Here is a 24,370-nt window from a genome sequence, read left to right on the forward strand (position 1 = left end):
GGTGCGTCAGATGCACCAAGTGGAGAAGACGACGCTGCTGGCCGCGCTCATCGGCGAGTGCCCGATCGACACACGCGTGGTCACGGTCGAGGAGACATTCGAGTTGGGCGTCGATGCGCCCGATGTGGTCGCGCTCCAGGGCCGACAGCCGAGCCTCGAGGGCACGGGAGAGATCACGCTCCGGCGCCTCGTGAAGGAAGCACTGCGCATGCGACCCGACCGCCTCGTGGTCGGCGAGGTCCGAGAGGCGGAGGCTCTGGATCTGCTCCTCGCCCTCAATACGGGTGTTCCGGGGGCGGGGACGATTCACGCGAACTCCGCGCGCGACGCTCTTAGCAAGCTCGCGGCGCTGCCCTTGCTGGCCGGCCGCAACATCGACTCAGGGTTCGTGCTGCCGGCGGTCGCCGCATCCGTCCATATCGTTGCGCACTGCGTGAGGGATGCCGACGGCCGCCGGAGGGTTATCGAGATCGTCGAGCCTGCCGGTGTCGATGCGGGCGGCATCGATGTGCGCACGCTCTACCGGTGGGACGCGTAATGACATTCGTCCTCGGCGGATTCCTGGCTGCAGGCATCCTGCTCGCGCTGTCTCCATGGCTGTGGCCGCATCGCTCGAGGCCGGCAGGCTCGCTGCTCCCGAGCCGACTGTCACGACTGCTGTCAGCCGCGGGCCTCGGGCATGTCCCGGCGCGGGGAATCCTCTGTGCCAGTGCAGGTTGCGCCGTGCTCAGTGCGGCGATCGTCTGGCTGGTCATCCCTGTGCCGGTACTCGCGGGCATCGCGGGTGTCGCATCCGGCTTTGCGCCGCTTGCGTGGTTGCGCGCTCGGGTCGCGCGCGTGCGCCGAGCCCGACGAAACCTCTGGCCGGACATCTGCGACCTGCTCATCGCATCGGTGCGCGCGGGGATGGGGCTTCCGGATGCCGTGGCCAGCCTGGCAGAGTCGGCGCCGTCCGCGCTCCGACCGGCTTTCGGGCGTTTCGCCGGCGATCTTTCGGCATCCGGACATTTCGATTCCGGTGCTGTGCGCCTCAAGGAGGCGCTCGCAGATCCGGTGGCGGATCGCATCATCGAAACGCTGCGCATGGCGCGTCAGGTCGGTGGCACTGAGCTGACGACCGTCCTTCAGGCCCTTTCGACGTCGGTGCGCGCAGAGGCGGCGCTGCGATCCGAGGTCGAAGCCCGGCAGTCATGGGTGCGGGGAGCGGCGGTGCTCGGCGTCACCGCACCCTGGGTGATCCTTGCGCTCCTCGCCTTGCGACCGGAAGGTGCCCGGGCCTACGGCAGCCCGGACGGCGTCGTGCTGATCGTTGCCGGCGCACTCGTATCGGCGGTCGCCTTTCGCATCATGCTCCGGATCGGGCGCCTGCCCGAATCGAGGCGGTGGTTCGGCTGAACACGCTCGCCCTCACCCAGCTTGCGACGGCGATCGTCCTGGGCACGACGTTCGGCGCAGGGGTCTGTCTCCTCGTGTCGCTCGCACCGCGATGGGGCGCGGCGAATCTCTCGCGCCGCATCGCGCCCTACATCCGTGACGTGACCGACCCGAGAGGTACGACGGCATGGGCGAGCGCGGCTGCCTTCGACGCACCGTCGATCTGGCGGAACGTGCAGCATCGATTCGCGGGCGTAGTCGGCGGTTCGGAGGGCACGACCCGGCGGCTGCGCCAGGCGGGGTTGTCGGGGGATGTCGCATCCTTCCGTGGCACGCAGCTCGTGTGGGCGATCGGTGGTCTCGTGGTCGGTGGCGCGGTCCTGGTCGTCCTGGCACTGCTCGACAGATTCTCCGCTCTCGCCGTCCTGCTTCCCCCGGTTCTCGGCGTCACCGCCGCGATCGCAGCGGACTACCGCTTGACTCGCGCTGCGCGGGTGCGCGTCGGGCGCATTCAGGACGAACTGCCCACCGTCCTGGAGTTCCTCGCCCTCTGCCTGGCGGCAGGAGAGGGGCTTCTGGATTCCGTTCGCCGAGTCGGTGCCGTCGGCGCCGGAGACCTCACCACCGAGTTGCGCGGGGTGGTCCTCGCCGTGGGCACGGGGTCCTCCCTCGCCGAGGCGCTGACTCGCTCGGCCGGCGATCTCCAGATCCCTTCACTGTCGCGGTGCATCGATCATCTCGTCGCCGCGATAGATCGCGGCGCGCCTCTGGCTCACGTGCTGCACGCCCAGGCGGTCGATGCGAGAGAAGACGCTAAGCGCACTCTCATCGAGCAGGCGGGCCGCAAGGAGATCTACATGCTCATCCCTACTTGGTGGGCTTGCGCCTAGCGCACCGACGCTCCCCAAGTTCCCGTTCGAGGTCAGCCTCCGGGAAGCCGCCTAGCGGGCCCACAAGCCCCCGGCGGCGACCGTCGCCGGGTCAACCCACAGGGCCGCGAGGCCCGCCCAGGGAACAGGAAGCAATGAAATGACGATATCCACAAAGGCGTTCCAGGATGCTTACGCCAAGTACCGCTCAGACATCGCGTCGGCGGTGAGGTACACGCATCGTGACCTCACCAACACGGGGACGGTGCGGCAACGGCACGCGCACATTATGAAGGCCCGCGCTGAACTGGTCAGCAAGATCCCTTCAGCGCCCGATCCGTCTCTGCTTACAGATCGCCGTCCCGGGGTGCTGGCGAAGCTCGCCCCGACGAACGCCGACCAGGTCGCGCTCGATGGACGGGAGTGGGCGAAGGTGCAGGCAATGCTGAAGGCAGGCCTCACGATCCAGCAGATCGCGCACGACGCGACCACGGTGGAGCGGCTGGCGGCGATCGCGAACAACGTCGAAATCTGGGCTTACGGACTGAACACGAACAGCCCGGAGGGGTTCGCGCAGGATGTCCGCGAGTTCGTGTTCGACCGTCTAGTCGCGATGGGTCACGAAGAGGCGGTGGGTGCGACCGTGGTCGACCAGACGTATCGGTCGACGGCAGCGTGGCACCAGTTCTTGTCAGACACGATCGAGGGGAAGGGCAACGCTTCGATTCAGGGGCTGTACGAGTTCGACCGTGACGGTTATGAGGCGGTGCTGGCAGTGAACTCACAACTGAACCCTGCGGGCGAAATCGACCGTGAGGCGGCGCGTCTCGACCAGCTGGTGTCCACCAAGCCCACGGACATCGTGGGGGTGATCTGAGCGTGGTCTCGGGCGTGAAGACCGCTCCGGAGGTCGAGGCGGAGGTAATTCGGCTGGTCGGGGAGGGGCATTCCCGTCGTCAGGTGGCGACCGCGACCGGCGTCCATATGCAGACCGTCTCGCGGATCGTCCGCTCCACGCCCGGCCTTGAGTTCGCTCAGGTTGGGGGTGGGTCGAACGGCACTCCGGAGTCGATGGCGAACGCCAGGGGAGTGATGAGCGATTACGCGCGGAACCGTCGCGCGGCGCTGTCGGAGCGGATCCTCGATGAGACGGAGCGGACCCTGGATCTGCTCCAGTCGTCGAGGAACCCGCGTGAGCGTCAGTACCTCTCGCAGGCGCTCCGGAATCATACGGGGGCTTATGCGGACCTGACAGTGCAGGATGCGAAGGCCGGTCCGGACATGAAGGGCGTTACTTCGGTGCTCGACATGGTGCTGGTGGGGCTTCGGGCGAAGTACAGCGAGAACACTCTTGCGCCGAACCCTGACCACGCTGAGTTCTACGAGTAGGAGCGCCCTGCGCCTCTTCCGCGACCTGAGAGCCGCCGGACGCCTGGGAAGGCCCGGCGGCTCTTTCGTGTCCAGGAAGACCCCACGGAGCGTTAGCGGGATAGGTCGTCGGCCTCGTCGTCGGCAGGTGGCCTAGGCGCGGGGCGGTGTCGTATCTTTTCTGCAGCCTGATCGGCGGTCAGCAAGCCGCGTCGCCACTCGGCCAGTGTGTCAGCGGCGTTTTGGTAGTTCAGGGCCGTTTGCTGTGACGTTCGCTCGTTGCGCGCCGTCACAACGGCAAACGTTGCATCCAGGGGTTTTACATCGTCGGGGTGAGTAGCGGTCATCTGTGCGATGCGAATTGCAGAGTGCATCTGCGCTTGCGCACCGTGCGGCGGGAGTGCCGCACCGCCCGCACTCAATTCGTGTCTGTACAAAAGCGTCGCAGCTTGCGCCGCTCCAATTCGTTCGATCACTGCCGCGACCGCTACATCAAATCGTTCGTGAGCCCTGAAGCCTCGATCCTGTTCGCGCTCGATTTGTCGCAGCATTCGTTCACTGGTCAGCTCTGACGAGCGATCTATTCGCGCTTGCTCGCGCTCGGCCTCACGATCTAGTCGGTCCTGCTTACGCTCTTCTTTCCGGTCCTCTCGGTCCTGCTTCTGTCGCCCGCGGGAGAGGAGCCACACTACAAATGCACCGGTTACGGCACCGAGGAAGGTCGCTGTCAGTGTGAGAAAGAACCCTGGCAAAGGGTCAACATCAAGTGCGTTGGCGACGCCGTCAATCGCGCAGATTAGTGGCGTAGAGCAAGAGTCTGCGAACGGGATCACGACCATACGCTATCGGCGGTATCGAGTCGGACTAACGCACGACGCCCTGCTACTTGAGCAACCCCGTCTTCCGACCCTCTTCTATGAGATAGGAGACGAACGCTGAGCACGTCACCAATACATACTTGGCGAGAGCCTGGTCAGCGGACGCGGCTTCGATGCTCCCGTGGCGCACACCGTCCTCATCGGAGGTCCAGCCGTACATCTTGGACCACGCACCCTTGAGCGCGGAGTGGAGCTTCAGCCCGGCCGCTTCCAGCTTGGACAGTCCGGCGCCGAGCGTGCCTTCGCCGGTCATCATCCTAACGACCGCCTCAACCGCAGAGATCGACTCCTTGATCGAGTTGGGATAGTCGGGCGTCTGGCGATCGGCAAGTAGTTCCAGGGCTCGGTCCAGCGCGTGACGCGCTCCCGCTATGGGGTCCGCATCCAAGAGCGCCGCTGAGACAGCCTCAGCTTCGGCGTTGGAGTCAACCGGCGTGATTTCCAACCCGATCACCCGGTACGCGACCAGGTTGGATTCGAAGGTGTCGTTGAGGGCGCTAACGAACGCGCGTCTAAGCGGTGCGGAGGCACCTGTCTCGTTGCGTTCCCAATACTTCGCAAAGCGTTCGAGTAGGTCGAGGACTTCGTTCCACGGGGCTGAGTACACAGCCTCCTTGATCCAGACCCACATTTTCCCCAGCGTCGGCATCTCGTCGCGAGCTTTCTCAAAATGCCAAATCCAGAGTGACTCTAAGGTCTGGCGTTCGGTCTCGTCGCGGTAGAAACTATTGAACTCGGGCGGTAGCACGGCGAGAAGGTTCCAGATCTCTCGTCTCGTGTCCGCGTCGAGGCTGTCGCGCTGGACGAGCGACCTCACTTCCTTCAACCCTTGCCGCTCTGAGAATGACGCCATCTAGCAAGGTTATCGGTGGGGTATGACGACTCCGGGTGTGGCCTCGCTCGCGACCCACGTCACCGCGAACTGTCTGGGCGTCGGTCGCATCGGAGCTGTGGCGTTGCCGCCGCTGACTCACTATGGCGACTGGCCTTGTCCCTTGAGGGCGTACGCCTTGAGAAACTCGCGCACTTCCTTATCGGATGCGCCGTACTTTTGGAGTCGACGCGCCCAGCGAAGGCCCAGCCAGGGGCGCACCCACTCAGCGAGGAAGTCTGCCACCTTGAGATGTCGCAGGAAGACAATAAGAAGCCAGACGCCTGCAAACACAGGAGTGGAGGGGAGTAAGACTCTCAACGCCTCTAGCAAGTCCACAGCACTCCCACTCAAAGGTAGACGTATGCGAATGCACACGTCTTGATTTCCAATGAGCGGCAGGGGACCCGCGCTGAATTGTGTTTGCTGGGCTAAGCATGCACCGGATGATTTTGTCTGTCAAACCACGCGGTCAGTAGGGCGCGTTCGGCGCTCCACGCCTAGCGCCGTTTCGGCGCATGTGCTCCAGGTGCGTCCGGTGGGTGGCGAGCCTCAACGACGTCGCCCAGCCGATCACCTCGTCACCAAGCTTCGCCCGATACCGAATCTCGTTGTTGAGTCGACGTATCTCGATGACGCCGTAAACCCGGCCGTCCGGGTCCAGCATCCGCCACGTACCGGTCGGCCCTTCCTGGGCGGTCAGGATCGGGTGCCACTCGGCGGGGCTCATCTGCCAAGTATCGAACATAGGTTCGACTAGTTCAACCCGGTATGGGAACGCCCCCGGCGGGCCCAGGAGGAGACCCGCCGGGGGCTGTGAACCCCATCACCACTGCCAGCACTGACCGGCGGGCGCAACTCAACCATTCGAAGCCCAACGGCACAATGGTCGCGCCGACGTGTCGCGCACGTTGGTGTCCCATGTGGCGGGCACATCCCGCGTCGTAACCGCCTTGTCGGCATGATGCTCCTAGGCTTCGACGTAAATCCCCGGAGAGGATCAGCCCATTGACCGATAAGAAGCAGGAAGCCCGCGGCGAAGTCACGCAGGGCATATGGGTCGGTGATCCCGATGCTCTCTATCGTCTGGTCAAGGCTGTTGGCGACATTCGTGACTACGCTCGGCAACAGCAGCTCGCGGAACTCGTTGATGGAATCGCGACGCGTCGCGGGAAGTTCGACGTCGATTATGCGTGGGAGGCGGACGACGAGTCGCGGCAGCGCCGATGGCTTGCCCTTGAAGCAAACCTTCGCTCGGAAGTCGAGAGCATCTCCGCGATCACGATGAAGGCCAAGCAGAAGAGGTGGTCCCTCCAGCATTCGGGCGAACCGCAAGATGTGATTGCTGATATGGACGTCGAGGACGTGACGGAAATTGAGATTGCGTTCGGCGAGGGTTACAACTCACTTGTCAGCAAGTACATGCTGGTTGTGACCCTCGACGAGCGTCGTGCAAACGCACAGTTCCGAGGTCCCGAGCCGATTTTTGTCGACCTCGCTGCCAAACGACTGGAGGAGGAGTTCAGGCGACAGCGTCCCTGGTATTGGTGGCTTGACGAAGGCCCAGGTGCGTTGGTTCTTCTTGCCATGGCGGCCATTACGTCGGCGATATTGGGCGTCTGGATGTTCAACTTGGGGTTCCCGCCGATAGGAACGACTGGCATCCTGAGCGTCGTCGTCGTCGGCCTCTTCTCACTCGCCGTTTGGGGTGTACGGAAGATGGTGAAGTCGTTCGAACTCGTGAAGGATGAGAGTCAGGCTGCAGGACGCAGGCGGTTCAAGATCGCAGGAATCGTCATCGCGTGGGTGGCCGCGACGATCGTGATTCCGCTGATACTTGCGCTTGTCGCCTAGGCGAGATGCGGACTGAACGACCCCCAGTAGCCCCGCTACTTGAGCCACTTGGGGTCGCGCGGACCCGATCCGCCACCATCGGAACGATTCAATCAGGCGGATAAGATTCGCACAATTGTTCGAGTCCGCTGGGCATTATTCAAGATCTACAACTCGAATTATGGAGGCTTACAAGCCTGTAGTTCCGAAATTGCGAGCGGTACCGCTGTCGTGTAAGGTCGGCGGCGTTCGGCACCGAAAGGTACCGAATGAACCGCAGGGGCTCTGGTTCCTGTCCCTGCGGCAGAGGTCAGTTCACTGGCCTTTGGCGGGGTCAACCCGCGGCGGTGTCGCAACCCTACTTTGCACGCCGTATCCCATGAGGCCGCTTCGGCGGGGAGTCGCAACCGCGGCTCTGTGGAAGATCTGACTCTAGATCGGTCCAGGACGAGAAATCGACCGGGGCTTTCCCTCACCGGATACAGGCGTGCTTTGTCGTCTTCAGAGCTCGCCTGGACGACCCAGTAGGGGAGACACGGTGGCTACCTCACCGATCACACAATGGGAAGCTCGACCGCTTCCCGCGGAAGACGTTCGACGCCTGTTGTCCTGGCTGTTCGGACCCACGAACGACGCCAGTGAGGTGTCGCGATGAACGCGCCGACGCCCCGCCGTCGCCGGGTCAACCCAACCAGCAGGGGCTACGGGCTGCTCACATTCGCGATCCTTCTCGAATACGCAGCGCTCCTTTTCACCTTCGCCAACCTCTCCGGGGGTGGCGCATGAAGGTCGCCACGGACACCGCAGCACGGCTGGCCCCCGCGACCGCAGCCGTCATCCTCGACCAGGACACTGTCACTCGGGCCCTGAAATGGGCGGACGCGGGGTGGCCGACATTCGCGCTCGCGCGCCGCAGCAAGATGCCCGCGATTCCCAACGCGCACCCCGACGGTGACCCTCTCCGTGGGAAGTGCAAAGGGCAGTGCGGCAGGTTCGGGCACGGCGTCCACGACGCGAGTCGCGACCCCTCCAAGATCCGCGTGATGTTCGAGGGGCACCCCGGTGCAGGTATCGGGGGAGCGACGACCGACCGCCTGGTGATCGACATCGACCTGCAGAGCGGGGGCTACGAGGTCGACGTCCTGCCGCCGACGCGAACGCACTTGACCGGCCGGGGCAACGGCAACACCCACCGGATCTACCGGCTCGGTAGGTCCGAGCTTGCCCAGCAGATCAAATCCGGGAAGATCATCACCGGCGTCGATATCAAAACCGGCCCCGGCTCGTACATTGCGATGCCGGGCACTAAACACCCCGACACTGGCGGCGAGTACACGGTGCTGGACGACCAGCCCGAACACTTCATAACCGACGATGAGATCCGCGCGATCTGGTCGGCTTACGGCGCGAAGCTGCCGGGGGAGCGAATCGAGCAGGCAGGGACGGTACCTCCGTCGCCGTCCCGTGACCTCTTCAATGGCAGCGGACACTTCGGGCCGTCGAAGGTTCTCGAAGCTCTTCGTGATCCGTCCTCCGAGAGTGGTCGAAACGTCCAGTTCGCGACCGTGGTCGGCCACTACGCCCGCACATATCGCGACGACTACGAAATGTTCGCGTACCACGCGGACGTGTTCGCGGCGCGGCAGGTACCGCCGATGGACACCGCGGAGATCGAGAAAGTCAAGCGGTCCATCTGGGATGCCGAGCACTCGAAAGAGGGGGAGCGCGCCTGGGCGGTGGCGCAACGCGTCGAGTCCAAGCTCATCGAGCACGAGGCCAAGGGCGAGTTCGCTCGGACTCTCGCTGCACTCGACCCGGCGGAACCGTTCGACGCCGGGTCGTTGGGCGAGGTTCTGCAACGCCCCGACACCACGCGGTTCCGTGTCGCCGAACTGATCCTCAGCGAAGGGTTCACCACTGTCGTCGCCGCTCGCAAGACCGGCAAGACCACCTTCAACCTGAACCTCGCACACTCGCTGATAACCGGCTCGGACTTCCTCGGAAGATTCCCCGTCGACCCAGTTACCGGTCGCGTGGCCATCCTCAACTTCGAGGTCGCTGCGAAGCAGGTCGCGCACTGGGCGAACCTGATCGGGCTCGACCACGACAAGCTGGAAATCATCACGCTCAGGGGCCGGCGGAATCCGCTCCTGGTCCCGCAGGATCGCGCCGAGCTGGCGAAGTACCTCCGCGACCGGTCCGTCGAATTCATGTTCGTCGACCCGTTCAGCCGCGCGTTCTACGGCGACAACGGGAACGACAACACCCAGGTGCAAGCGTTCCTCAACGACCTTGATGTGTTCGCGCGCTCGGAGGCGGGCATCAAAGATGTCGTGCTCAACGTCCACGCCGGATGGAACGGCGACCGCTCGCGTGGAGCATCCGCGCTGGAAGACCACCCGGATTCGATCATCTGGCTCCGCGGCGGCGACCGCACCGAGGGCGACAAGTCCAGCTACGTCGCCGCGCTCGGTCGAGACGTGGACCTCGATGAGGTGCAGCTGGCCTTCGACCCCGAGACGTACCGTCTCAGCCTCACAGGGGAGGGGTCGCGACGTGACGTGAAACAGCAGCAGAAGAGCGCCGACCTCGAACCGAGGATCCTCGCACTGGTCGCAGACGAGCCCGGGATCAAATCGGGTGCGATCACCGAATCGCTCCGAGCCGTCAAGGCCAGGTTCCAGAAGGGCGACGAGACACGCACCCTCAAGGCGATGTTCGAAGCGGGCCGTATCGGCTGGGCGAAGGGTGACGGCAACTCCTCGCGCTGGTACCCAGCCGGGCATCCCGACGCCGAAACGAAATCGCCGCTGTCCGGCATGACGGAGGTGGGGTTCTGATGCAATCTCCCCAGAATCTCCCCAAGCAGACCTCCCCGGAATCTCCCCGGCCCGCTCTGCCCGTCACGACGGGATCTCCCCGAATCTCCCCGAATCTCCCCGCCAGTCGCCCCAACCAATCTCCCCGCCCCCCTTTTAGGGGCGGGGAAGTGGGGAGATTCCCGGGGCAGTCCTCGACGACACAAGCTGACCACCGCTTTCCCGACCTTCGCGCGCAAGGAGCGTCGATCATGACCGATTCAGAACGCGCTGTCCCTGCGGACTTGCCTCCGTGGCTGGCCGACAACCTCGCGGAGATTCTGACGTGGGGTCCGGCTCCTGTGGCTCGCGGATGCTTTGTGCCGAACTGCCCGCGCGATGTACACCTGCACGGATTGTGCAAGGCGCATCACCGGCGGGCAAAGAGGGCGTGGAATCCGACGCCGCATGAGGCACATCTGGCTCGCAAGCCTGCGCCGGGGCGACCGTCCCGGCAGGAAACCGCGCCGTGATCGCCTTCGTCGGCCGTGGCCGGTCGCCGCCGTGCCGCCCTGCTTCCGACCCGAACCCAACCATCAAACCGTCCTAGGAAGGACAAGCAATGCCTATTACCAACCCGACCGCTCCGGTCATCAAGTCCGAGCCCGTCACCGAGCCGACGTCGCCTGAGGAAATCCGCGCCGCGATCAAGCGCCTGGCGGCGGTGAATGATGACGTGTGGACGAGGGCTCGCAACAAGGGTAGGAAGTCGTACTCGTCCGAGCGTGCCGCCGGATACTTCTTCCTTGACGAACGGTTCGAGTGGAACGCGGAGACTCAGCAGAAGAGTGCGCGCGAGCTGCTGCTGCTCGCGGCACATCACCTGCTGTATCTGCTCGGGTCCGAGAACGAGCACGCCGACTACAACCTCGGACTGGGCGCGATCGGCGTGCCCGACGACCCGCAGTTCGCCGCGGGTGCCTTCTTCGCGCTCGACGCCCTGCGACGCCAGGTCTATGAGGCGATCGAGAACTGGGCCGTTTGACCCACCGTCGCCGGGGCGGCGGTCACTCGCTGCCGCCCCGGCACACCCGCTACTAGGAGAACAACATGAGCAAGACCAGCACCATCAAGAGCGAGCGATTCATCCACCCAGACGACCCGATGCCCAGGGTGCCGTACGAGCAGCGCACGATCGCGCAACTCATCTACACCTTCGAGCAGGTCAACGAGGGCTGGGTGATGTTCACCCAGTGGATCGGTGGGAGCGTCGATGACGCCCGGTTCTACCTTCGGCTCTGTGCATCGAAGCTTGGCTACGGCCTCGACGACGTGCCGACCCGCGAGGACGCCTACCGGCTTTCGAACGCGCTCGGCAACATGTGTATGGACCCGCGAACACACAAGGCCGGGGGAGTCCAATGAGCGATCACCCCATCCTCGACCATCTCCACCACGACGTGGACCGTACGACGCGGGCGCTCGACACAATTGCCTCGCAAGTCCGCGACAACAGGCGAGTGGTCGCGCTGCTCGACGGCCGACAGATCACAGTGGCGCAGTTGGGGCTACTGCTGGAAGCAGTCACGGCGGTCATGCGCTCACCGAAGAACGATCGGAAGGTGCCGGGGTACCGGCTCGCTCGTGAGCACGTCCTGTACTCGCTTGGGTATGCGCTGCACGCAGCCGGCCACGACCAGCAGAGGGCGTGACGGAGCGCGGGCCGGGTCCCACTCCCGGCCCGCGTGACTCCGGGTAAATCTCGCGCTCGCTCGACGTGTCGTCTTGCCGCGAGGCCATCGAGAAATTTTCGATGGAATCGAAGTTTCCCCCAGATCATCCATCAGAACGGACAAGCGCACATGGGCATCCAAATGCACCGCCGCCGCGAGAGCGGTCCGCGCGCCGAGGTCAGAAGCGGCGACGACCGCTTCGACAACACCGACACCGGCCCGGAGCGTTTCGACGCTGGCGAGGCCGACACCCCCGAGGAAAACTGACATGGCATTCGACATCGGCACTCTCGTGGCGACGATGAAAGTGGACGACTCGGACTTCGACAAGAAGACTTCGAGCTGGTCCACCAGGGGCGCGGCGATCGGATCCGCGTTCGGCAACATCGCCGCTGACGCCATCTCCCAGGCGTCATCCGCCCTGGTCTCGTTCGTGGGTGAAGCCGCCTCGGCATCCGACGCCACCGACAAGTTCAAGAAGACCCTGGAGTTTGCGGGGCTCGACTCGTCGGTGATCGACCAATACCTCGCCTCCACCCAGGCGTACGCCGACGCCACCGTCTACAGCCTCAGCGACATCCAGAACATCACCGCACAGTTGGCCTCCAACGGCGTGCAAGGCCCCGACGCTCTAGCCGTCGCCCTCGGCAACCTCAACGCGATTGCCGGTGGTAACGCTGAGACGTTCGGCCGTGTCGGCTCGGTGCTCACCCAGACCACCGCGGCCGGGAAGCTGACGACAGAGAACTGGCAGCAGCTGGCGGAAGCGATCCCGGGGGCGTCGGGGAAGCTGCAGGGCGCACTGCTCCAAGCGGGTGCGTTCACAGGGGACTTCCGGGACGCGATGTCTGAGGGGCAAATCACGGCGCAGGAGTTCAATGCCGCGTTGATGCTGGTCGGCACAGACCCGATCGCGGTGGAAGCCGCCAAGAGCACCGCGACGTTCGAAGGCGCGGCGGGCAACCTCTCAGCAGCGATTCAGGGCAAGCTCGTGCAAGCTTTGGAGATCGTCAAGGGGCCGATCACCGATTTCCAGAACGGCCTCGCCTGGTTCATCACCAACATCGGTCAGTTCACGCCGCTGCTGACGGGTATCGGCGTGGCGCTGTTAGTCGTGTTCGCTCCGGCGATCTGGGCGGCGGTCGTGGCGACAACCGCGTGGACGGTCGCGCTGCTTGCCAACCCGATGACGTGGATCATCGTGGGGATAGTTGCGCTGGTCGCGGCGGTCGTCTGGCTGGTCCAGAACTGGGACTCGGCTACCGCGTGGATCACCGACGTGTGGGGTGGTTTCGTCGGCTGGCTCGGGGACATCGTGAACGGGATCGCCAGCTGGTGGGGTGAGGTGTGGGGCGGGATTTCGGCGTTCTTCACCTCGGTCTGGGACGGGATTGTCGCGTTCGCCCGCACGGTATGGCAGGCCTACATCGGGTGGCTGATCGACATCATCGTGTTCTTGGTCCAGAACTGGGATGCCATTTGGCAGCAGGTCGGCTCGATCTTCACCGGGATCTGGAATGGCATCGTGTCGTGGGTCCAGGGCGTATGGCAGGGCGCAGTCGATTGGATTCTCTCGGTGGTGCGCAATTTCCTCACCGGCTGGTCGCTGATCTGGTCTCAGGTCGGGCGGGTGATCTCCGACACGTGGAACGGGATCGTGGCGTGGTTCCAGTCGATCCCGGGTGCGATCGGCGGGCTGCTGTCCGGTGCGGGGCAGTGGCTGTATTCGATCGGGCGCGATGTGTTGAACGGCTTTTGGAACGGTTTGAAGTCGATCTGGTCGTCGGTGTCGTCGTGGTTCGAGTCGACGTTCGGCGGGATCATCGACACGGTCGCGAACCTGTTCGGGATTCACAGTCCCAGTCGGGTGTTCCGGGCGTTCGGTATCAACATCGGTGAGGGCATGATTCAGGGCCTTGGGGCGGTGAAACCTGAGGTGGATGCGATGTTCGCGCAGGCTTTCGCGGTGCCAAGGGAGGGTGGCCTGTTCTCGGGGTCGCGGGTGTCGTCGACGGCTCCAGTCCTGGCGGGCACAACCAACATCGTCAACATGACGGTGCCGGATGGCACGTCGACTGAGGAAGCGTTGTTCGCTGCGCTGGGGTCGCCGCGGATGAACCCGTGAGCGGCGGATTGCAGTGAGTATGTCGGTCCCGGCACCGGCTTCCGCGCTGGACGCCTTTCCGGCGACGTGGGATCCGCGCACCCCCGCCGTACCCGTCACCGAGCCCCCGAGGTCGCGCGAGACAACGCCGGACCCCGGGGAGATGTATGCGCGACTCATGGGGACGATCGCCGCCGCTGTCGCGGCTGGTCAGGAGGTGCCGTGTGTCGGGCCGGGCGGTGAGGCTTGGACTTCGGACGATCGCGAAGACCAGGAGCTTGCCGCCGACCGGTGCCTTGATTGTCCAGCGCTCGCGCTCTGTGGTGCGTACGCATCTCTGGCGGGGGAGCGCGCCGGGGTGTGGGGTGGCCAGGTCCGGGAATCCGGTCCGGTGAGGGCACACAGGAAGCAGGGTGTCCGACCTAAGAAGCGGCCCGCACCGGGTCCTTGTACGTGCGGCTGCGGTGTCATGACGAGGGGCGGCTGGTATGTCTCCGGTCATGACGGAGTCCACCTTGCTGCACTACTCGCGGCTGTTCGGAGGCGGGAGCTGCATGTGAGTCATGCGATTGGGGCGCTCCACGGGACGCCTGGATTGCAAGCCAAGCTCCGGCAGTTTCTCCAATAAAAGCCCAGATCGAAGTGAAATTCGGGAATTGTGGCGACACGCATACGCGTGTTTGGATTGTTTGTAAGGGGAGAAAACAAACCCCCGGAAACCCTACGAAGATCGGATACCCATGAACGCCAAGATCACCGCCGCCGAAGCCAAGAACTGCCTCTGCGGATGCGGTCAGACAGTCTCTGCGAAAGCGTCCTATAGGAGCGGGCATGATGCGGCCCACTGTTCGATGCTGCTGCAGGGTCTCGTCAACGAAGTTGCTGATGGTCGCCCGATCACAAAGGCGCTCATCGCTCAGGAGGCAAAGAACCTGCCCTCCGCGCCCCTGCAGGCCAAGTTCCGGAACGCCGCCGAGCGGCTGATGGCGAAGGTCGCAGCAGACGAGGCGAAGGCAGTGAAGAAGATGGAGGCCAATGCATGACCGACTCACGCTTCACCGACTCCAGCGGGTTCGAACCCATCCCCTCCGAGATCGACCAAGCCCTCGAAATCGAGCCCAGCTACGTAACCCAACTCGATCAAGGCGACACCCGCGCTGGTGAGACGCGCTGATGGTTGAGGTGACCATGACTGCCACAGACACGAAGGTCTGCACGCGATGTGGTGAAAGCAAGCCGTTCGCCGCCTTCGACAGGGTTCGCGCCGACCGCGACTGGCTACGACCGAAGTGCAAGGAATGCGAGGCCGAGCGCCTCCGAAGCCGGAAAGGAGCCCGGAATGTCTGACCTCAACGTCACCGACCCACCCGACTCGATCAGCGTCGAGGAACTGATCATCGGCCACCTCTGCATCGCCGCCGCAGAACTCGAACCGCTGACCCGCGCGGACCTGATGATCGAAACCATCGACACCTGGCGCAAGGTCTGGCCCGCTGCTGAGGCAGTCGCGCAGGTTCACGGGGTCACCATCACTGAACCCGTCGGGATCGTGGCTGCGAGCAGCATCCTCGCGGAAGCGGGTGTGTTCATCAAGGCCGAGCAGGAGGCCGGTCGATGAGTCACTCCAGTAACAACAGACACACCGAAATGATGAGAATGTCCGCCGATATACGTGAATCTGCGGTAGCGTTTCGTCGCAACAAGGCGGATGGGGACCCGTCCACTGGACGAGCCCCCACCTTCAGCGGTCAAGAATTACTTCTTGCCGCGCTTCTCAGTCACCGTCGTGTTCGGGTGACGCGCAGCTGTGCTGGGCTTCACGTATCGACCGGTGATGGCGCTCCGGGAGTTCCCGCTCCCGGAGCTGCCGCTCTTTCCCTTGGTCATATCAATCACCTCCCTCCGACCCACCCGGTTGAGGCCGAGCTTCGCCTTGCCGCAAGACGTTTCCCGCGGTTGGCACAAGGCTATGGACGAATTCCGACACCATGGTTTACGACACGCCGGTGCAACCGTCAATCCCGGGACCGTGTAGCTCTGTGGTGTAAATACACCCCCGCTGCGGCGGTGACCCGGTGACCGGTCGGAAGCGCGCCGCTTACTACGCGCGCGTCAGCACCGACATGCAGGTCGACAACACCTCGCTGCCCGAGCAGAAGGAAATCTGCGAGGCCACGATCAAGGCCCGCGGCTGGGAACTCGTCGCCGCATACGTAGACGAGGGACTCAGCGGAACGGACTCCAACCGCCCGGAATGGCGGCGGATGCTCCAGGACGCCCGCGACGGCAAGATCGACGCCGTCGTCGTCTCCAAGCTCGACCGGTTCGCCCGCAAGGCCGGTGACGCCATCCGCGAGACTGACCGTCTCACCGAAATGGGCGTGGATTTGGTGCTCGTCAAAGAGCAGATCGACATGAGCACCCCGCAGGGCAAAATGATGCGGACGCTCATGGCGGGGTTTGCCGAAATGGAACGCGACACATTCGTGGGGCGCACGGCTACTGGGCAGCGGAGCGCTGCCCGCATGGGGCGGTGGCCGGGTTCCAAGCCGCCGTTCGGCTGGAAGCTCGAAGGGCTCAAGAAGGATGCCCGGCCTGTCCGCGACGACCGCCAACGCGATGTGCTCCGGACGATGTACCGGCTGTTCGTGAAAGAGCGCCTGTCCACCGCGGAGGTGGCCGAGCGGCTCAACCTCATGGGTATGCCCCCGCGGATGGCCGCGACCTGGCAGTACCAGACCGTCCGGCAGACCGTCACCAACCCGACCTTGTGGACCGGGGAGACGACTTGGGGGAGCGCCGCGACTCGCAGCTACCGGCCACACGCTCACGTCACGAAGACCAACAGAGACGGCACGCCGAAGTACGGCGAGACGGTCACGGTGAAGCTCGGTGACCCGGTGTTCACGAAGCAGGAGTGGCAAGCGCTTCAGCGCGCCGTCAACCGGAAGGCCGCGTGGACGCCCTCGGCACCGCAGCGGCAGATGCTCACCGGGCGACTGTTCGGCGCGTGCGACATGGACAAGCACTATGACGGGGTGACCACGAAGTCCCGGCCGAATCCGTACTACGTGTGCTCGGGGCGGAGGTACCGGTCGAAGGAGCAGGTGCGCTGCTCCTGCCCGCAGATCAAGGGCCCGGCGATCGATGAGCCGGTGTGGGCGGAATTGGCCGCGATGCTGGCCGACCCGGAGCGCTTGGAGCGGCTCGCACGGCAGTGGCTGGAGCTGGATGACGATGCCGACCTGAACGACGAGGCCCCGATGCTCGCGGCGCTCCGGAAGCAGGAGGGAACCCTGCTCCGCGCCCTCGATCGGGCGAAGGACCTCTATCTGATGGCCGACGATCCTGCAGAGCACCTGGTCCGCGTGGAGCGGCTCCGGGGCGAACTGTCGGAGCTCCGTGAGCGCCTGGCCGGGCTGGTCGCGATGGCGTCGAACCGAGTCGAGCAGGCGCAGCGGATCACCGATGTCGCGGCTCTTGCGGAACGTGCGCGCGGGCGTCTTGAGAACGCGAGTCCGGCGATGCGCCGGGAGGTCGTGGAATTGCTCGATGTCCGGGTGATCGTGTCGGACGTCGTGGCCGGACGGCCCCAGGCGATCACAATCCACGGGGTGCTCGACCCCTCGATGTTCCTCCCCGGAGAGGTGTCAGAACGCAAGCCATCCGAGCAGGGGCGCTGGTGCCGCTGGTGTTCCTGATTCTGCCGCTGAGCGTCCTGTTCGCGGTCTTCCCCGGAATCTTCATGCTTCGGCTCGGGATCGGTTGACCGTTCGCGGTCGGAAGGAGAAATGACATGAGCAATATGACCGAGGACGGCGTTCTCAGCCGCATCCGATCGGTGTGGGGCGAAACGGTCCGTGACGAACAGGGAGATGTGCCGGGCTGGGTCTTGATCACTCTGATGACCGCGGGGCTGGTGGTGGTGATCTGGGCGCTCGCCGGCCCTGCGCTCGGCGACCTCTTCCAGCAGGCGATCTCACGGGTGTCAGGGCTGTAGGCGATGCGCAGCATCCGATCGTTCACCGACGATGAAGCCGGCTCTAGCCCGGTCGAGTTCGTGCTGGTCGGGGTGCTCCTCACCGTCCTGACGCTGGCCGTCCTGCAGTTCGGCCTCGCCGTTTACGTGCGGAACGTCGTACACGATGCGGCTGTGGAGGGCGCGTTCCATGCGGCGCTCGCCGACACATCGCTCGCCGACGGCACCGAGCGCACGGCGGTCATCGTCTCTCGGGCGGTGGGGGCCGAGTACGCGTCCGACATCGCTGCGCGCGAAGTGGATGCTGCAGCAGGCCGTCAGGTGGAGATCACTGTGCGAGCGGCCCTGCCCCTGCTCGGCCTGCTCGGAATCCCGCGCACCATGGAGGTGAGCGCGCGTGCTCCGGTCGAGACGCTCGAATGAGGCCGAAGCCCTTGCGGAGCGGGATGTGCGCGAGACGCAGTCTGCGAGGCGCGCACTCGGAGAGACGGGCTCAGCGGCCCTCGAGTTCATCGTCGCCGGGCTACTCCTGCTTGTACCTGTCGTCTACCTCGTCGTCTCGCTCGGGCTGATTCAAGAGCAGTCCCTCGGTGTCGAAGCCGGCGCGCGGCACATAGCACGCTCGGTGTCGAGCGCTCCCGATGCCGTGACCGCCGCCACGCGGGCGCGGGCAGCGCTCGCCACCGTCGTCGGCGAATACGGACTGGATCGCGATTCCGTGCGCATCGAGATGTCGTGCCGTCCGGCGGGGGCGGCGTGCCCGGAGGCCGGAGTGACGCTCATCGTCACCCTCTCCGCGAAGGTCTCTCTTCCGCTGATTCCGCCCGTTCTGGGTCTGGACCGCCTGGCGACGGTGCCGGTCGAGGCCTCCGCGATGCAGCGAGTGTCGCAGTTCTGGGGCGCGCCGTGAGCGCTTGCGCGTACCGCCGTCGTGCGCGAACCTTCGCCCACGCGTGCGGCGATGACGGCAGCATCCTTCTGCTGACGATCGGCTATGCCGTGCTCGCCCTCGTGGCCGTCATGGTCTGCGTGGATGCGACGAGCATGTACCTCGCGCAGAAGCGTCTCGACTCGCTGGCCGATGCCGCCGCACTGGCGGGTTCTGACGGATTCACGCTGGCGGGTGGTGCTGCCGGTGGGCCGACCGCCGATCTCACCGACGCGGATGTGCAGGCGCAAGCAGGTGCGCTCGTGGCGGACGCCGGGACCGGCGCCGAGCTGGTCTCCGCGGCCGCGCTCGACGGCATTTCAGCCCGCGTGACAGTCGCCACCACCTGGCATCCGCCGATCATCACCCTGCTCGTCCCGGGGGGAGTCGCTCTCGAGTCCACCGCGACGAGCCGTTCCGGGCTGCACTGACGAAGCGCGCAGGCCGCTCAGCCCGAGTCGGGCCGGGCACGAGGCACGAATCGCGGCACCCATCTGGTGAAGGCGAGTGCGCCGGCGAGGCCGATCACGCCCATGGCTCCCGTGGCGATTGCCAGCGTAGACACGGCCGCGAGGCCCGCGACGAGGAGTGGCGCTGCCGCGCCGCCGGCATCCGACAGCGTGCGCCATGACCCGAGGAAGGGGGCGGGGTTGTCGCGGGGCGCGACGTCGGCGCCGAGGGTCAGCAGAATACCGCTGGAGAGCCCGTTGCCGACGCCGAGAACTGCGGCGAACATCGCGAACCACATCGCCGACGACGGCAGGTCGTGTGTGAACGCGAGCGCGAGGAAGCCGAGCCCCATCAGGATCATCGACGGCAGCGCTGCCCATAGGCGCCCGAAGCGGTCCATGACTTGGCCGCTCGCGTAGAACAGCGTGAAGTCGATCGCGCCGGAGATCCCCACCACGATCGCGATCGTCTGGGCATCGAGCCCCAGCGACACACCCCAGATCGGCAGAACCGCTTGCCGCGCCGAGCGCACGGCGGAGAGGGACGCTGCGGCCACGCCGAGTCGTGAGAGCACCGCCCGGTACTCCCACATCGTGCGGAAGACGCCTCGGCGCTCGACCGTGCGCACACCGCCGGTGATCGGCTCGCCGGTGTCGACTGTCGCGCCGGAGGTCGCGGCATCCGTGATCCGCCGGGCGCGCTCGTCCGCCTTCAGCCTCTCTTCGGGATCGGACGCGATCAGGACGAGGAGGACCGTCGCGACCAGGCACGCGGTGAAGAACCAGATCGACGCCGTGATGTTGCCGAACAGGGCGATGAGGCCTGCCGAGATGAACGGGCCCACGAAGGTTCCGAGCCGGAACGTGCCGCCCAGCAGCGAGAGAGCACGCGCGCGGAAGGCGAGCGGCACTCGCGTCGTCATGAACGCGTGGCGGGCCAGTCCGAACGCAGCCGTGCAGAATCCGATGACGAATACGGATGACGCGAGCATGGCGACGTTCACCGCGAAGACCATCCCCATCGTTCCCACGATCGCCAGGGCTCCGGCGATCGCGAGGGTATACCGCTCGCCGAGGCGAGCCACGGCCCAGCCTGCGGGGAGGTTTCCGATCAGCTGACCCACGACCAGAGCAGACGCGACGAGCGCCGCGAGGGCGATGTCGGCACCGAGACGCTCGGCGACCACCGGCAGGAGGGGGATGATCGCGCCCTCGCCGAGGGCGAACAGCACCGTCGGCCCGTAGATCATCGGGCCGAACCGCCAGAGGACGGCGGAGGCGCGGCCTGCGTTCGGGCGATCGGTCACGTGCATCCACGTTAGTCTGGGGGGGCCATGCTCGAACTCGATCTGTCCGCCGACATCCAGGCGCTGCGTTCCACTTTCGCCGATATCCGCGAGGTGGTCGATGTCGAGGGACTTCGTTCCGAGATCGCTCGGCTGAGCGAAGAGGCGGGGGTTCCCGACCTCTGGGACGACCCGGACGCCGCGCAGAAGGTCACGAGCGCACTCAGCCACCGGCAGTCCGAGCTGGCGCGCATCCAGAGCATCGAGAGTCGCCTCGACGACCTCGAGGTGCTGGTGGGGCTCGCGAACGAGATGGGCGATGAAGAGTCCGCCGACGAGGCTCGCAAAGAGCTCACCGACCTCGGCGCGATCATCGGGCAGCTCGAGGTGCAGACGCTGCTGGACGGCGAGTACGACGCGCGCCCCGCGGTCGTCACGATTCGGGCCGGGGCCGGTGGCGTCGATGCATCCGATTTCGCCGAGATGCTCCTGCGCATGTACCTGCGATGGGCCGAGCAGCACAAGTACTCCGTCACGATCATGGACTCTTCCTACGCAGAAGAAGCGGGGATCAAGTCCGCGACCTTCGAGGTCGATGCGCCCTATGCATTCGGCACGCTCAGCGTCGAAGCCGGCACGCACCGGCTTGTGCGGATGAGCCCGTTCAACTCCGCCGGCAAGCGGCAGACGTCCTTCGCGGCGGTGGAGGTCATCCCGCTGCTGGACGAGGCCGTCGAGGTCGAGATCCCCGAGAGCGACCTGCGGGTCGACGTCTTCCGCTCGTCGGGCCCGGGGGGCCAGTCCGTCAACACGACCGACTCCGCCGTGCGCCTCACCCACCTGCCGACCGGCACCGTCGTGTCGATGCAGAACGAGAAGTCGCAGATCCAGAACCGTGCGGCCGCCATGCGCGTACTGCAGTCACGCCTGCTCATCCTGCAGAAAGAGCAGGAGGCCGCGATCAAGAAGGACCTCGCGGGCAATATCACGGCCAGCTGGGGCGATCAGATGCGCTCGTACGTGCTCGCCCCGTACCAGATGGTCAAAGATCTGCGCACCGACTACGAGGTCAACAACCCGACCGCGGTATTCGACGGAGACCTCGACGGCTTCATCTCGGCGGGGATCCGCTGGCGCAAGCGCCCCATCGACGACTGACCGACCCGACGGGCGACGGTTTTCATAGGATGCCGTTGCCGGGTGTCGCTCGTCGCCTCTGACGGGCCCGCACGTAGGCTCGATGAGCCATGATCAGGTTCGAGAACGTCACCAAGCGATATCGCGGAACCGCGAAGCCCGCACTCGACGATGTCGACTTCGAGGTGGAGCGGGGCGAGTTCGTCTTCCTCGTCGGAGCCTCGGGGTCGGGCAAGTCGTCGTGTCTGCGCCTCATCCTGCGGGAGGAGAATCCGAGCGACGGGCGTGTCGTGGTTCTGGGCCGCGACCTCCGGACGCTCTCGAACGGCAAGGTGCCCTACTTCCGTCGGCACATCGGCGCGGTCTTCCAGGATTTCCGCCTGCTCCCGACCAAGACCGTCTTCCAGAACGTCGCATTCACGCTCCAGGTGATCGGCTCGTCGCGCGGTTTCATCCGACAGGCGGTTCCCGAAGCCCTTGCCCTCGTCGGACTGGACGGCAAGGAGAAGCGCTTCCCGCACGAGCTCTCCGGAGGTGAGCAGCAGCGCGTCGCCATCGCACGGGCGCTCGTCAACCGCCCGCAGGTGCTGCTGGCGGATGAGCCGACCGGTAACCTCGACCCCGGCACGTCCGTCGACATCATGCAGCTGCTCGCGCGCATCAACGCCGGCGGAACAACTGTCGTGATGGCCACGCACGAGGCAGGGTTCGTCGATCAGATGCAGCGCCGCGTGATCGAGCTCAGCATGGGCGAGATGGTGCGCGACGAGCGTCACGGCGGGTACGGAGACACGTCGGGGCTGCCGAGCCTCGCCCCCGAACCCGTGAAGGGCGCGGCGGCGCTTGCCGCCCTCACGGCCGTGCTCGAGGTGCAGCGCGAGGTGAGCGAAGAGGGCGCGGTCGCCCCCGCCGCTGTGGCCGCCGCGGTGGAAGCGGCCGAGGAGGCCGCCGGTGCCGCGGTGCACGACGCCGCGCAGGAGGCGCTGGATGCGGATGCCGCAGCCCAGGCGCAGGCGCTGGCTTCCGCATCCGTCGCCGCCACCCTCTCGCACACTGTGCAGCCATCCGTCGCCCCCGCGGAGGACCCTGCCGGGGAAGCCGCCCACCCGGCATCTCAGCCGATTCCGCTCGTCGACCTGCCCGAACTCGACCTCGTCGACCTCGGTGTGGCCGACCGCCTCGGGCTCGGCGGAGATGCGGACGAAGATCACGGAGTGGGGCCGACATCATGAGCTCGAACATCTCGAGGGACGCTGTGCGGGGGTCGGCGCTGTGAGGCTCGGACTCATCCTCGGTGAGGCATTCACCGGGCTCCGCCGCAACGCGTCGATGGTCATCTCGGTCGTGCTCGTCACCTTCGTGTCGCTCACCTTCGTCGGGGCGGCGATCCTGATGCAGATGCAGATCGGTGCGATGCGGTCGTACTGGGTGGATCGCGCCCAGGTCGCCGTCTACATGTGCACGGCGACGTCGACCACCGACACCTGTACGGGGGGTGCGGCCACCGCCGATCAGCTCGCCGAGGTGCAGGCCAAGCTCGACGGACCGGCTCTGGCTCCCCTCATCCGCGATGTGCGGTTCGAAAGCAGCGACGAGGCCTATCAGAACGCGCTCACGCTGCTCGGCAGCGACTACGCAGGCATCCTGAATGCCGACCAGTTCAATCAGACGTACTGGATCAACCTCGTCGACCAGCGTCAATCGAACGTGATCATCGAAGCCTTCTCCGGCACCGCCGGCGTGGAGGAGGTCAAAGACCAGCTGCAGTATCTCGATCCGCTCTTCTCCGCTCTCACGGTCGCCACCTACATCGCCGTGGGGATCGCAGCCCTCATGCTGATCGCGGCCGTTCTGCTGATCTCGACGACGATCCGGCTGTCGGCGTTCGCGCGCAGGCGCGAGATCGGGATCATGCGGCTCGTCGGAGCATCCAATCGATTCATCCAGACACCCTTCATCCTCGAGGGGGTGATCGCCGCGTTCGTGGGGTCTGTGCTCGCGAGCGCAGCCGTGCTGCTCGGCGTGCACTTCGGCGTCGACGGGTACCTCAGTACGCGCATCGACTTCGTCACCACATGGGTGAGTGTCGGCGATGCGTGGATCGTCGTCCCGGTGATCATCGGTCTCGGAATCGTCCTCGCGGCCCTGTCGGCCGGATTCGCGATCCGGCGCTGGCTGCGCGCCTGACGCCGTCCGATCGCCATCCGCGGGGTATGCTGGTGGGCTGCCGCAGCCCCGGGACCTCGCCCGGGACCGGTATCGAACCAGGAGAATCCCCATGCCCAAGGAACGCGGTGAGAAGGTCGTCGCGACCAATCGTCGCGCGCGCCACGAGTACAACATCGAGAAGACGTACGAGGCGGGTCTGGTGCTCACCGGCACCGAGGTCAAGTCGCTGCGCCAGGGGCGTGCGAACCTCTCGGACGGCTACGCCTACATCGACGGCGGTGAGGCGTGGCTCGACGCCGTGCACATCCCGGAGTACTCGCAGGGTCACTGGACGAATCACGCCACCAAGCGCACCCGCAAGCTGCTCCTGCACAAGGACGAGATCATCAAGCTCTCGCACGCCGTCTCGGCAGGGGGGTACACGCTCGTCCCCTTGAAGCTCTATTTCTCGGACGGGCGGGCAAAGGTCGAGATCGCGATCGCCAAGGGCAAGCACGAGTGGGACAAGCGGCAGACTCTGCGCGAACGCCAGGACAAGCGTGAGGCCGAGCGCGCGATGCGCTCGAAGAACCGCCTCGGCGACTGACGCTCACG

29 protein-coding genes and 1 pseudogene are annotated in these 24,370 nt (G+C 65.4%); 26 read left to right on the forward strand and 4 right to left on the reverse strand.

Features of this window, described 5'->3' with window-relative positions; translation table 11 throughout:
* Positions 1-25: 25 nt before the first annotated feature.
* The 5 genes and pseudogenes from F6B43_RS01340 to F6B43_RS01360 form a co-directional block, all read left to right on the forward strand.
* Positions 26-538, forward strand: a pseudogene (locus tag F6B43_RS01340) (ATPase, T2SS/T4P/T4SS family); the annotation flags it as partial.
* Positions 538-1,395 carry a type II secretion system F family protein gene (locus F6B43_RS01345; RefSeq protein ID WP_150447144.1) on the forward strand — a complete coding sequence of 286 codons (858 nt, stop codon included), beginning with the start codon at positions 538-540 and terminating at the stop codon, positions 1,393-1,395. The pseudogene F6B43_RS01340 and the gene F6B43_RS01345, both read left to right, overlap by 1 nt.
* Positions 1,383-2,264, forward strand: coding sequence for a type II secretion system F family protein (locus F6B43_RS01350; protein WP_246159741.1), 882 nt, complete (start codon positions 1,383-1,385; stop codon positions 2,262-2,264). The genes F6B43_RS01345 and F6B43_RS01350 overlap by 13 nt, the downstream gene beginning before the upstream one ends.
* A gap of 139 nt (positions 2,265-2,403) precedes the next feature.
* The gene (locus tag F6B43_RS01355) at positions 2,404-3,120 is read left to right on the forward strand and encodes a hypothetical protein (protein WP_150447145.1); all 717 of its coding nucleotides are present in this window, start codon (positions 2,404-2,406) and stop codon (positions 3,118-3,120) included.
* A gap of 14 nt (positions 3,121-3,134) precedes the next feature.
* Positions 3,135-3,632 carry a helix-turn-helix domain-containing protein gene (locus tag F6B43_RS01360; RefSeq protein WP_150447146.1) on the forward strand — a complete coding sequence of 166 codons (498 nt, stop codon included), beginning with the start codon at positions 3,135-3,137 and terminating at the stop codon, positions 3,630-3,632.
* Between the two features lie 92 nt (positions 3,633-3,724).
* Here F6B43_RS01360 and F6B43_RS01365 read toward each other — a convergent pair whose 3' ends face one another.
* The 3 genes from F6B43_RS01365 to F6B43_RS01375 form a co-directional block, all read right to left on the reverse strand.
* Entirely contained in the window at positions 3,725-4,444 is a 720-nt protein-coding gene (locus F6B43_RS01365) for a hypothetical protein (protein WP_150447147.1), read from the reverse strand.
* A gap of 49 nt (positions 4,445-4,493) precedes the next feature.
* Positions 4,494-5,342: an AbiJ-NTD4 domain-containing protein gene (locus F6B43_RS01370; RefSeq protein WP_150447148.1), complete on the reverse strand. Its 849-nt coding sequence runs from the start codon at positions 5,340-5,342 to the stop codon at positions 4,494-4,496.
* Positions 5,343-5,832: 490 nt separating this feature from the next.
* Positions 5,833-6,090, reverse strand: a complete 258-nt coding sequence (locus F6B43_RS01375; protein ID WP_150447149.1) for a hypothetical protein — start codon at positions 6,088-6,090, stop codon at positions 5,833-5,835.
* Positions 6,091-6,368: 278 nt separating this feature from the next.
* Between F6B43_RS01375 and F6B43_RS01380 the strand changes: the two genes are divergently transcribed.
* From F6B43_RS01380 to F6B43_RS01440, 17 genes are all read left to right on the forward strand, one after another.
* Entirely contained in the window at positions 6,369-7,214 is an 846-nt protein-coding gene (locus F6B43_RS01380) for a hypothetical protein (RefSeq protein ID WP_150447150.1), read from the forward strand.
* Between the two features lie 630 nt (positions 7,215-7,844).
* Complete coding sequence (locus tag F6B43_RS19980) at positions 7,845-7,979, forward strand: hypothetical protein (RefSeq protein WP_281349483.1); 135 nt, start codon at positions 7,845-7,847, stop codon at positions 7,977-7,979.
* Positions 7,976-10,033 carry an AAA family ATPase gene (locus tag F6B43_RS01385; RefSeq protein ID WP_150447151.1) on the forward strand — a complete coding sequence of 686 codons (2,058 nt, stop codon included), beginning with the start codon at positions 7,976-7,978 and terminating at the stop codon, positions 10,031-10,033. Before F6B43_RS19980 ends, F6B43_RS01385 begins: the two co-directional genes overlap by 4 nt.
* Before the next feature lie 580 nt (positions 10,034-10,613).
* Positions 10,614-11,036 carry a hypothetical protein gene (locus F6B43_RS01390; RefSeq protein ID WP_150447152.1) on the forward strand — a complete coding sequence of 141 codons (423 nt, stop codon included), beginning with the start codon at positions 10,614-10,616 and terminating at the stop codon, positions 11,034-11,036.
* Positions 11,037-11,101: 65 nt separating this feature from the next.
* A complete protein-coding gene (locus tag F6B43_RS01395) occupies positions 11,102-11,416 on the forward strand; it encodes a hypothetical protein (RefSeq protein WP_150447153.1) in 315 nt (104 codons plus the stop codon).
* On the forward strand, positions 11,413-11,703 hold the full coding sequence (locus F6B43_RS01400) for a hypothetical protein (RefSeq protein WP_150447154.1): 291 nt from the start codon (positions 11,413-11,415) through the stop codon (positions 11,701-11,703). Before F6B43_RS01395 ends, F6B43_RS01400 begins: the two co-directional genes overlap by 4 nt.
* Before the next feature lie 150 nt (positions 11,704-11,853).
* On the forward strand, positions 11,854-11,991 hold the full coding sequence (locus tag F6B43_RS19515; protein WP_170285529.1) for a hypothetical protein: 138 nt from the start codon (positions 11,854-11,856) through the stop codon (positions 11,989-11,991).
* A gap of 1 nt (position 11,992) precedes the next feature.
* Positions 11,993-13,849, forward strand: coding sequence for a phage tail protein (locus F6B43_RS01405; protein ID WP_150447155.1), 1,857 nt, complete (start codon positions 11,993-11,995; stop codon positions 13,847-13,849).
* A gap of 157 nt (positions 13,850-14,006) precedes the next feature.
* The gene (locus tag F6B43_RS20085; protein WP_425486783.1) at positions 14,007-14,456 is read left to right on the forward strand and encodes a WhiB family transcriptional regulator; all 450 of its coding nucleotides are present in this window, start codon (positions 14,007-14,009) and stop codon (positions 14,454-14,456) included.
* A 112-nt stretch (positions 14,457-14,568) separates the two neighbouring features.
* Positions 14,569-14,871 (forward strand): hypothetical protein, encoded by a 303-nt coding sequence (locus F6B43_RS01410; protein ID WP_150447156.1) that lies wholly within the window; start codon positions 14,569-14,571, stop codon positions 14,869-14,871.
* Positions 14,868-15,002 carry a hypothetical protein gene (locus F6B43_RS19985; protein WP_281349484.1) on the forward strand — a complete coding sequence of 45 codons (135 nt, stop codon included), beginning with the start codon at positions 14,868-14,870 and terminating at the stop codon, positions 15,000-15,002. The genes F6B43_RS01410 and F6B43_RS19985 overlap by 4 nt, the downstream gene beginning before the upstream one ends.
* A gap of 165 nt (positions 15,003-15,167) precedes the next feature.
* Positions 15,168-15,446, forward strand: a complete 279-nt coding sequence (locus F6B43_RS01415) for a hypothetical protein (protein WP_150447157.1) — start codon at positions 15,168-15,170, stop codon at positions 15,444-15,446.
* A gap of 457 nt (positions 15,447-15,903) precedes the next feature.
* Positions 15,904-17,529 (forward strand): recombinase family protein, encoded by a 1,626-nt coding sequence (locus F6B43_RS01420; protein WP_246159742.1) that lies wholly within the window; start codon positions 15,904-15,906, stop codon positions 17,527-17,529.
* Between the two features lie 104 nt (positions 17,530-17,633).
* A complete protein-coding gene (locus F6B43_RS01425; RefSeq protein WP_150448351.1) occupies positions 17,634-17,828 on the forward strand; it encodes a hypothetical protein in 195 nt (64 codons plus the stop codon).
* A gap of 3 nt (positions 17,829-17,831) precedes the next feature.
* Positions 17,832-18,230 carry a TadE/TadG family type IV pilus assembly protein gene (locus F6B43_RS01430; RefSeq protein ID WP_150447158.1) on the forward strand — a complete coding sequence of 133 codons (399 nt, stop codon included), beginning with the start codon at positions 17,832-17,834 and terminating at the stop codon, positions 18,228-18,230.
* Complete coding sequence (locus tag F6B43_RS01435; RefSeq protein ID WP_246159743.1) at positions 18,205-18,717, forward strand: TadE family protein; 513 nt, start codon at positions 18,205-18,207, stop codon at positions 18,715-18,717. Before F6B43_RS01430 ends, F6B43_RS01435 begins: the two co-directional genes overlap by 26 nt.
* Entirely contained in the window at positions 18,714-19,166 is a 453-nt protein-coding gene (locus F6B43_RS01440; RefSeq protein WP_150447159.1) for a pilus assembly protein TadG-related protein, read from the forward strand. The genes F6B43_RS01435 and F6B43_RS01440 overlap by 4 nt, the downstream gene beginning before the upstream one ends.
* 17 nt (positions 19,167-19,183) lie before the next feature.
* On the opposite strand, the gene F6B43_RS01445 is transcribed toward F6B43_RS01440, so the two are convergent.
* Positions 19,184-20,497 carry an MFS transporter gene (locus F6B43_RS01445; RefSeq protein ID WP_150447160.1) on the reverse strand — a complete coding sequence of 438 codons (1,314 nt, stop codon included), beginning with the start codon at positions 20,495-20,497 and terminating at the stop codon, positions 19,184-19,186.
* A gap of 21 nt (positions 20,498-20,518) precedes the next feature.
* Between F6B43_RS01445 and prfB the strand changes: the two genes are divergently transcribed.
* From prfB to smpB, 4 genes are all read left to right on the forward strand, one after another.
* Positions 20,519-21,628 carry a peptide chain release factor 2 gene (prfB, locus tag F6B43_RS01450; protein WP_150447161.1) on the forward strand — a complete coding sequence of 370 codons (1,110 nt, stop codon included), beginning with the start codon at positions 20,519-20,521 and terminating at the stop codon, positions 21,626-21,628.
* Between the two features lie 89 nt (positions 21,629-21,717).
* Positions 21,718-22,839, forward strand: a complete 1,122-nt coding sequence (gene ftsE, locus F6B43_RS01455; protein ID WP_150447162.1) for a cell division ATP-binding protein FtsE — start codon at positions 21,718-21,720, stop codon at positions 22,837-22,839.
* A 40-nt stretch (positions 22,840-22,879) separates the two neighbouring features.
* On the forward strand, positions 22,880-23,794 hold the full coding sequence (ftsX, locus tag F6B43_RS01460; RefSeq protein ID WP_150447163.1) for a permease-like cell division protein FtsX: 915 nt from the start codon (positions 22,880-22,882) through the stop codon (positions 23,792-23,794).
* Between the two features lie 91 nt (positions 23,795-23,885).
* Positions 23,886-24,362, forward strand: coding sequence for an SsrA-binding protein SmpB (gene smpB / locus F6B43_RS01465; RefSeq protein ID WP_150447164.1), 477 nt, complete (start codon positions 23,886-23,888; stop codon positions 24,360-24,362).
* Positions 24,363-24,370 lie beyond the last annotated feature (8 nt).

Source organism: Microbacterium rhizomatis (assembly GCF_008710745.1).
Taxonomy (GTDB): domain Bacteria; phylum Actinomycetota; class Actinomycetes; order Actinomycetales; family Microbacteriaceae; genus Microbacterium; species Microbacterium rhizomatis.

Bases quoted from the DNA above. Each gene is read 5' to 3' on its own strand.
- ftsE (WP_150447162.1), top strand. From the start codon at position 21,718: ATGATCAGGTTCGAGAACGTCACCAAGCGATATCGCGGAACCGCGAAG.
- F6B43_RS20085 (WP_425486783.1), top strand. From the start codon at position 14,007: ATGGGGACGATCGCCGCCGCTGTCGCGGCTGGTCAGGAGGTGCCGTGT.
- F6B43_RS01355 (WP_150447145.1), top strand. From the start codon at position 2,404: ATGACGATATCCACAAAGGCGTTCCAGGATGCTTACGCCAAGTACCGC.
- F6B43_RS19515 (WP_170285529.1), top strand. From the start codon at position 11,854: ATGGGCATCCAAATGCACCGCCGCCGCGAGAGCGGTCCGCGCGCCGAG.
- F6B43_RS19980 (WP_281349483.1), top strand. From the start codon at position 7,845: ATGAACGCGCCGACGCCCCGCCGTCGCCGGGTCAACCCAACCAGCAGG.
- smpB (WP_150447164.1), top strand. From the start codon at position 23,886: ATGCCCAAGGAACGCGGTGAGAAGGTCGTCGCGACCAATCGTCGCGCG.
- F6B43_RS01425 (WP_150448351.1), top strand. From the start codon at position 17,634: ATGACCGAGGACGGCGTTCTCAGCCGCATCCGATCGGTGTGGGGCGAA.
- F6B43_RS01390 (WP_150447152.1), top strand. From the start codon at position 10,614: ATGCCTATTACCAACCCGACCGCTCCGGTCATCAAGTCCGAGCCCGTC.
- F6B43_RS01375 (WP_150447149.1), bottom strand. From the start codon at position 6,090: ATGAGCCCCGCCGAGTGGCACCCGATCCTGACCGCCCAGGAAGGGCCG.
- F6B43_RS19985 (WP_281349484.1), top strand. From the start codon at position 14,868: ATGACCGACTCACGCTTCACCGACTCCAGCGGGTTCGAACCCATCCCC.
- F6B43_RS01405 (WP_150447155.1), top strand. From the start codon at position 11,993: ATGGCATTCGACATCGGCACTCTCGTGGCGACGATGAAAGTGGACGAC.
- F6B43_RS01345 (WP_150447144.1), top strand. From the start codon at position 538: ATGACATTCGTCCTCGGCGGATTCCTGGCTGCAGGCATCCTGCTCGCG.
- F6B43_RS01445 (WP_150447160.1), bottom strand. From the start codon at position 20,497: ATGCACGTGACCGATCGCCCGAACGCAGGCCGCGCCTCCGCCGTCCTC.
- F6B43_RS01395 (WP_150447153.1), top strand. From the start codon at position 11,102: ATGAGCAAGACCAGCACCATCAAGAGCGAGCGATTCATCCACCCAGAC.
- F6B43_RS01385 (WP_150447151.1), top strand. From the start codon at position 7,976: ATGAAGGTCGCCACGGACACCGCAGCACGGCTGGCCCCCGCGACCGCA.
- prfB (WP_150447161.1), top strand. From the start codon at position 20,519: ATGCTCGAACTCGATCTGTCCGCCGACATCCAGGCGCTGCGTTCCACT.
- F6B43_RS01430 (WP_150447158.1), top strand. From the start codon at position 17,832: ATGCGCAGCATCCGATCGTTCACCGACGATGAAGCCGGCTCTAGCCCG.
- F6B43_RS01415 (WP_150447157.1), top strand. From the start codon at position 15,168: ATGTCTGACCTCAACGTCACCGACCCACCCGACTCGATCAGCGTCGAG.
- F6B43_RS01400 (WP_150447154.1), top strand. From the start codon at position 11,413: ATGAGCGATCACCCCATCCTCGACCATCTCCACCACGACGTGGACCGT.
- F6B43_RS01370 (WP_150447148.1), bottom strand. From the start codon at position 5,342: ATGGCGTCATTCTCAGAGCGGCAAGGGTTGAAGGAAGTGAGGTCGCTC.
- F6B43_RS01410 (WP_150447156.1), top strand. From the start codon at position 14,569: ATGAACGCCAAGATCACCGCCGCCGAAGCCAAGAACTGCCTCTGCGGA.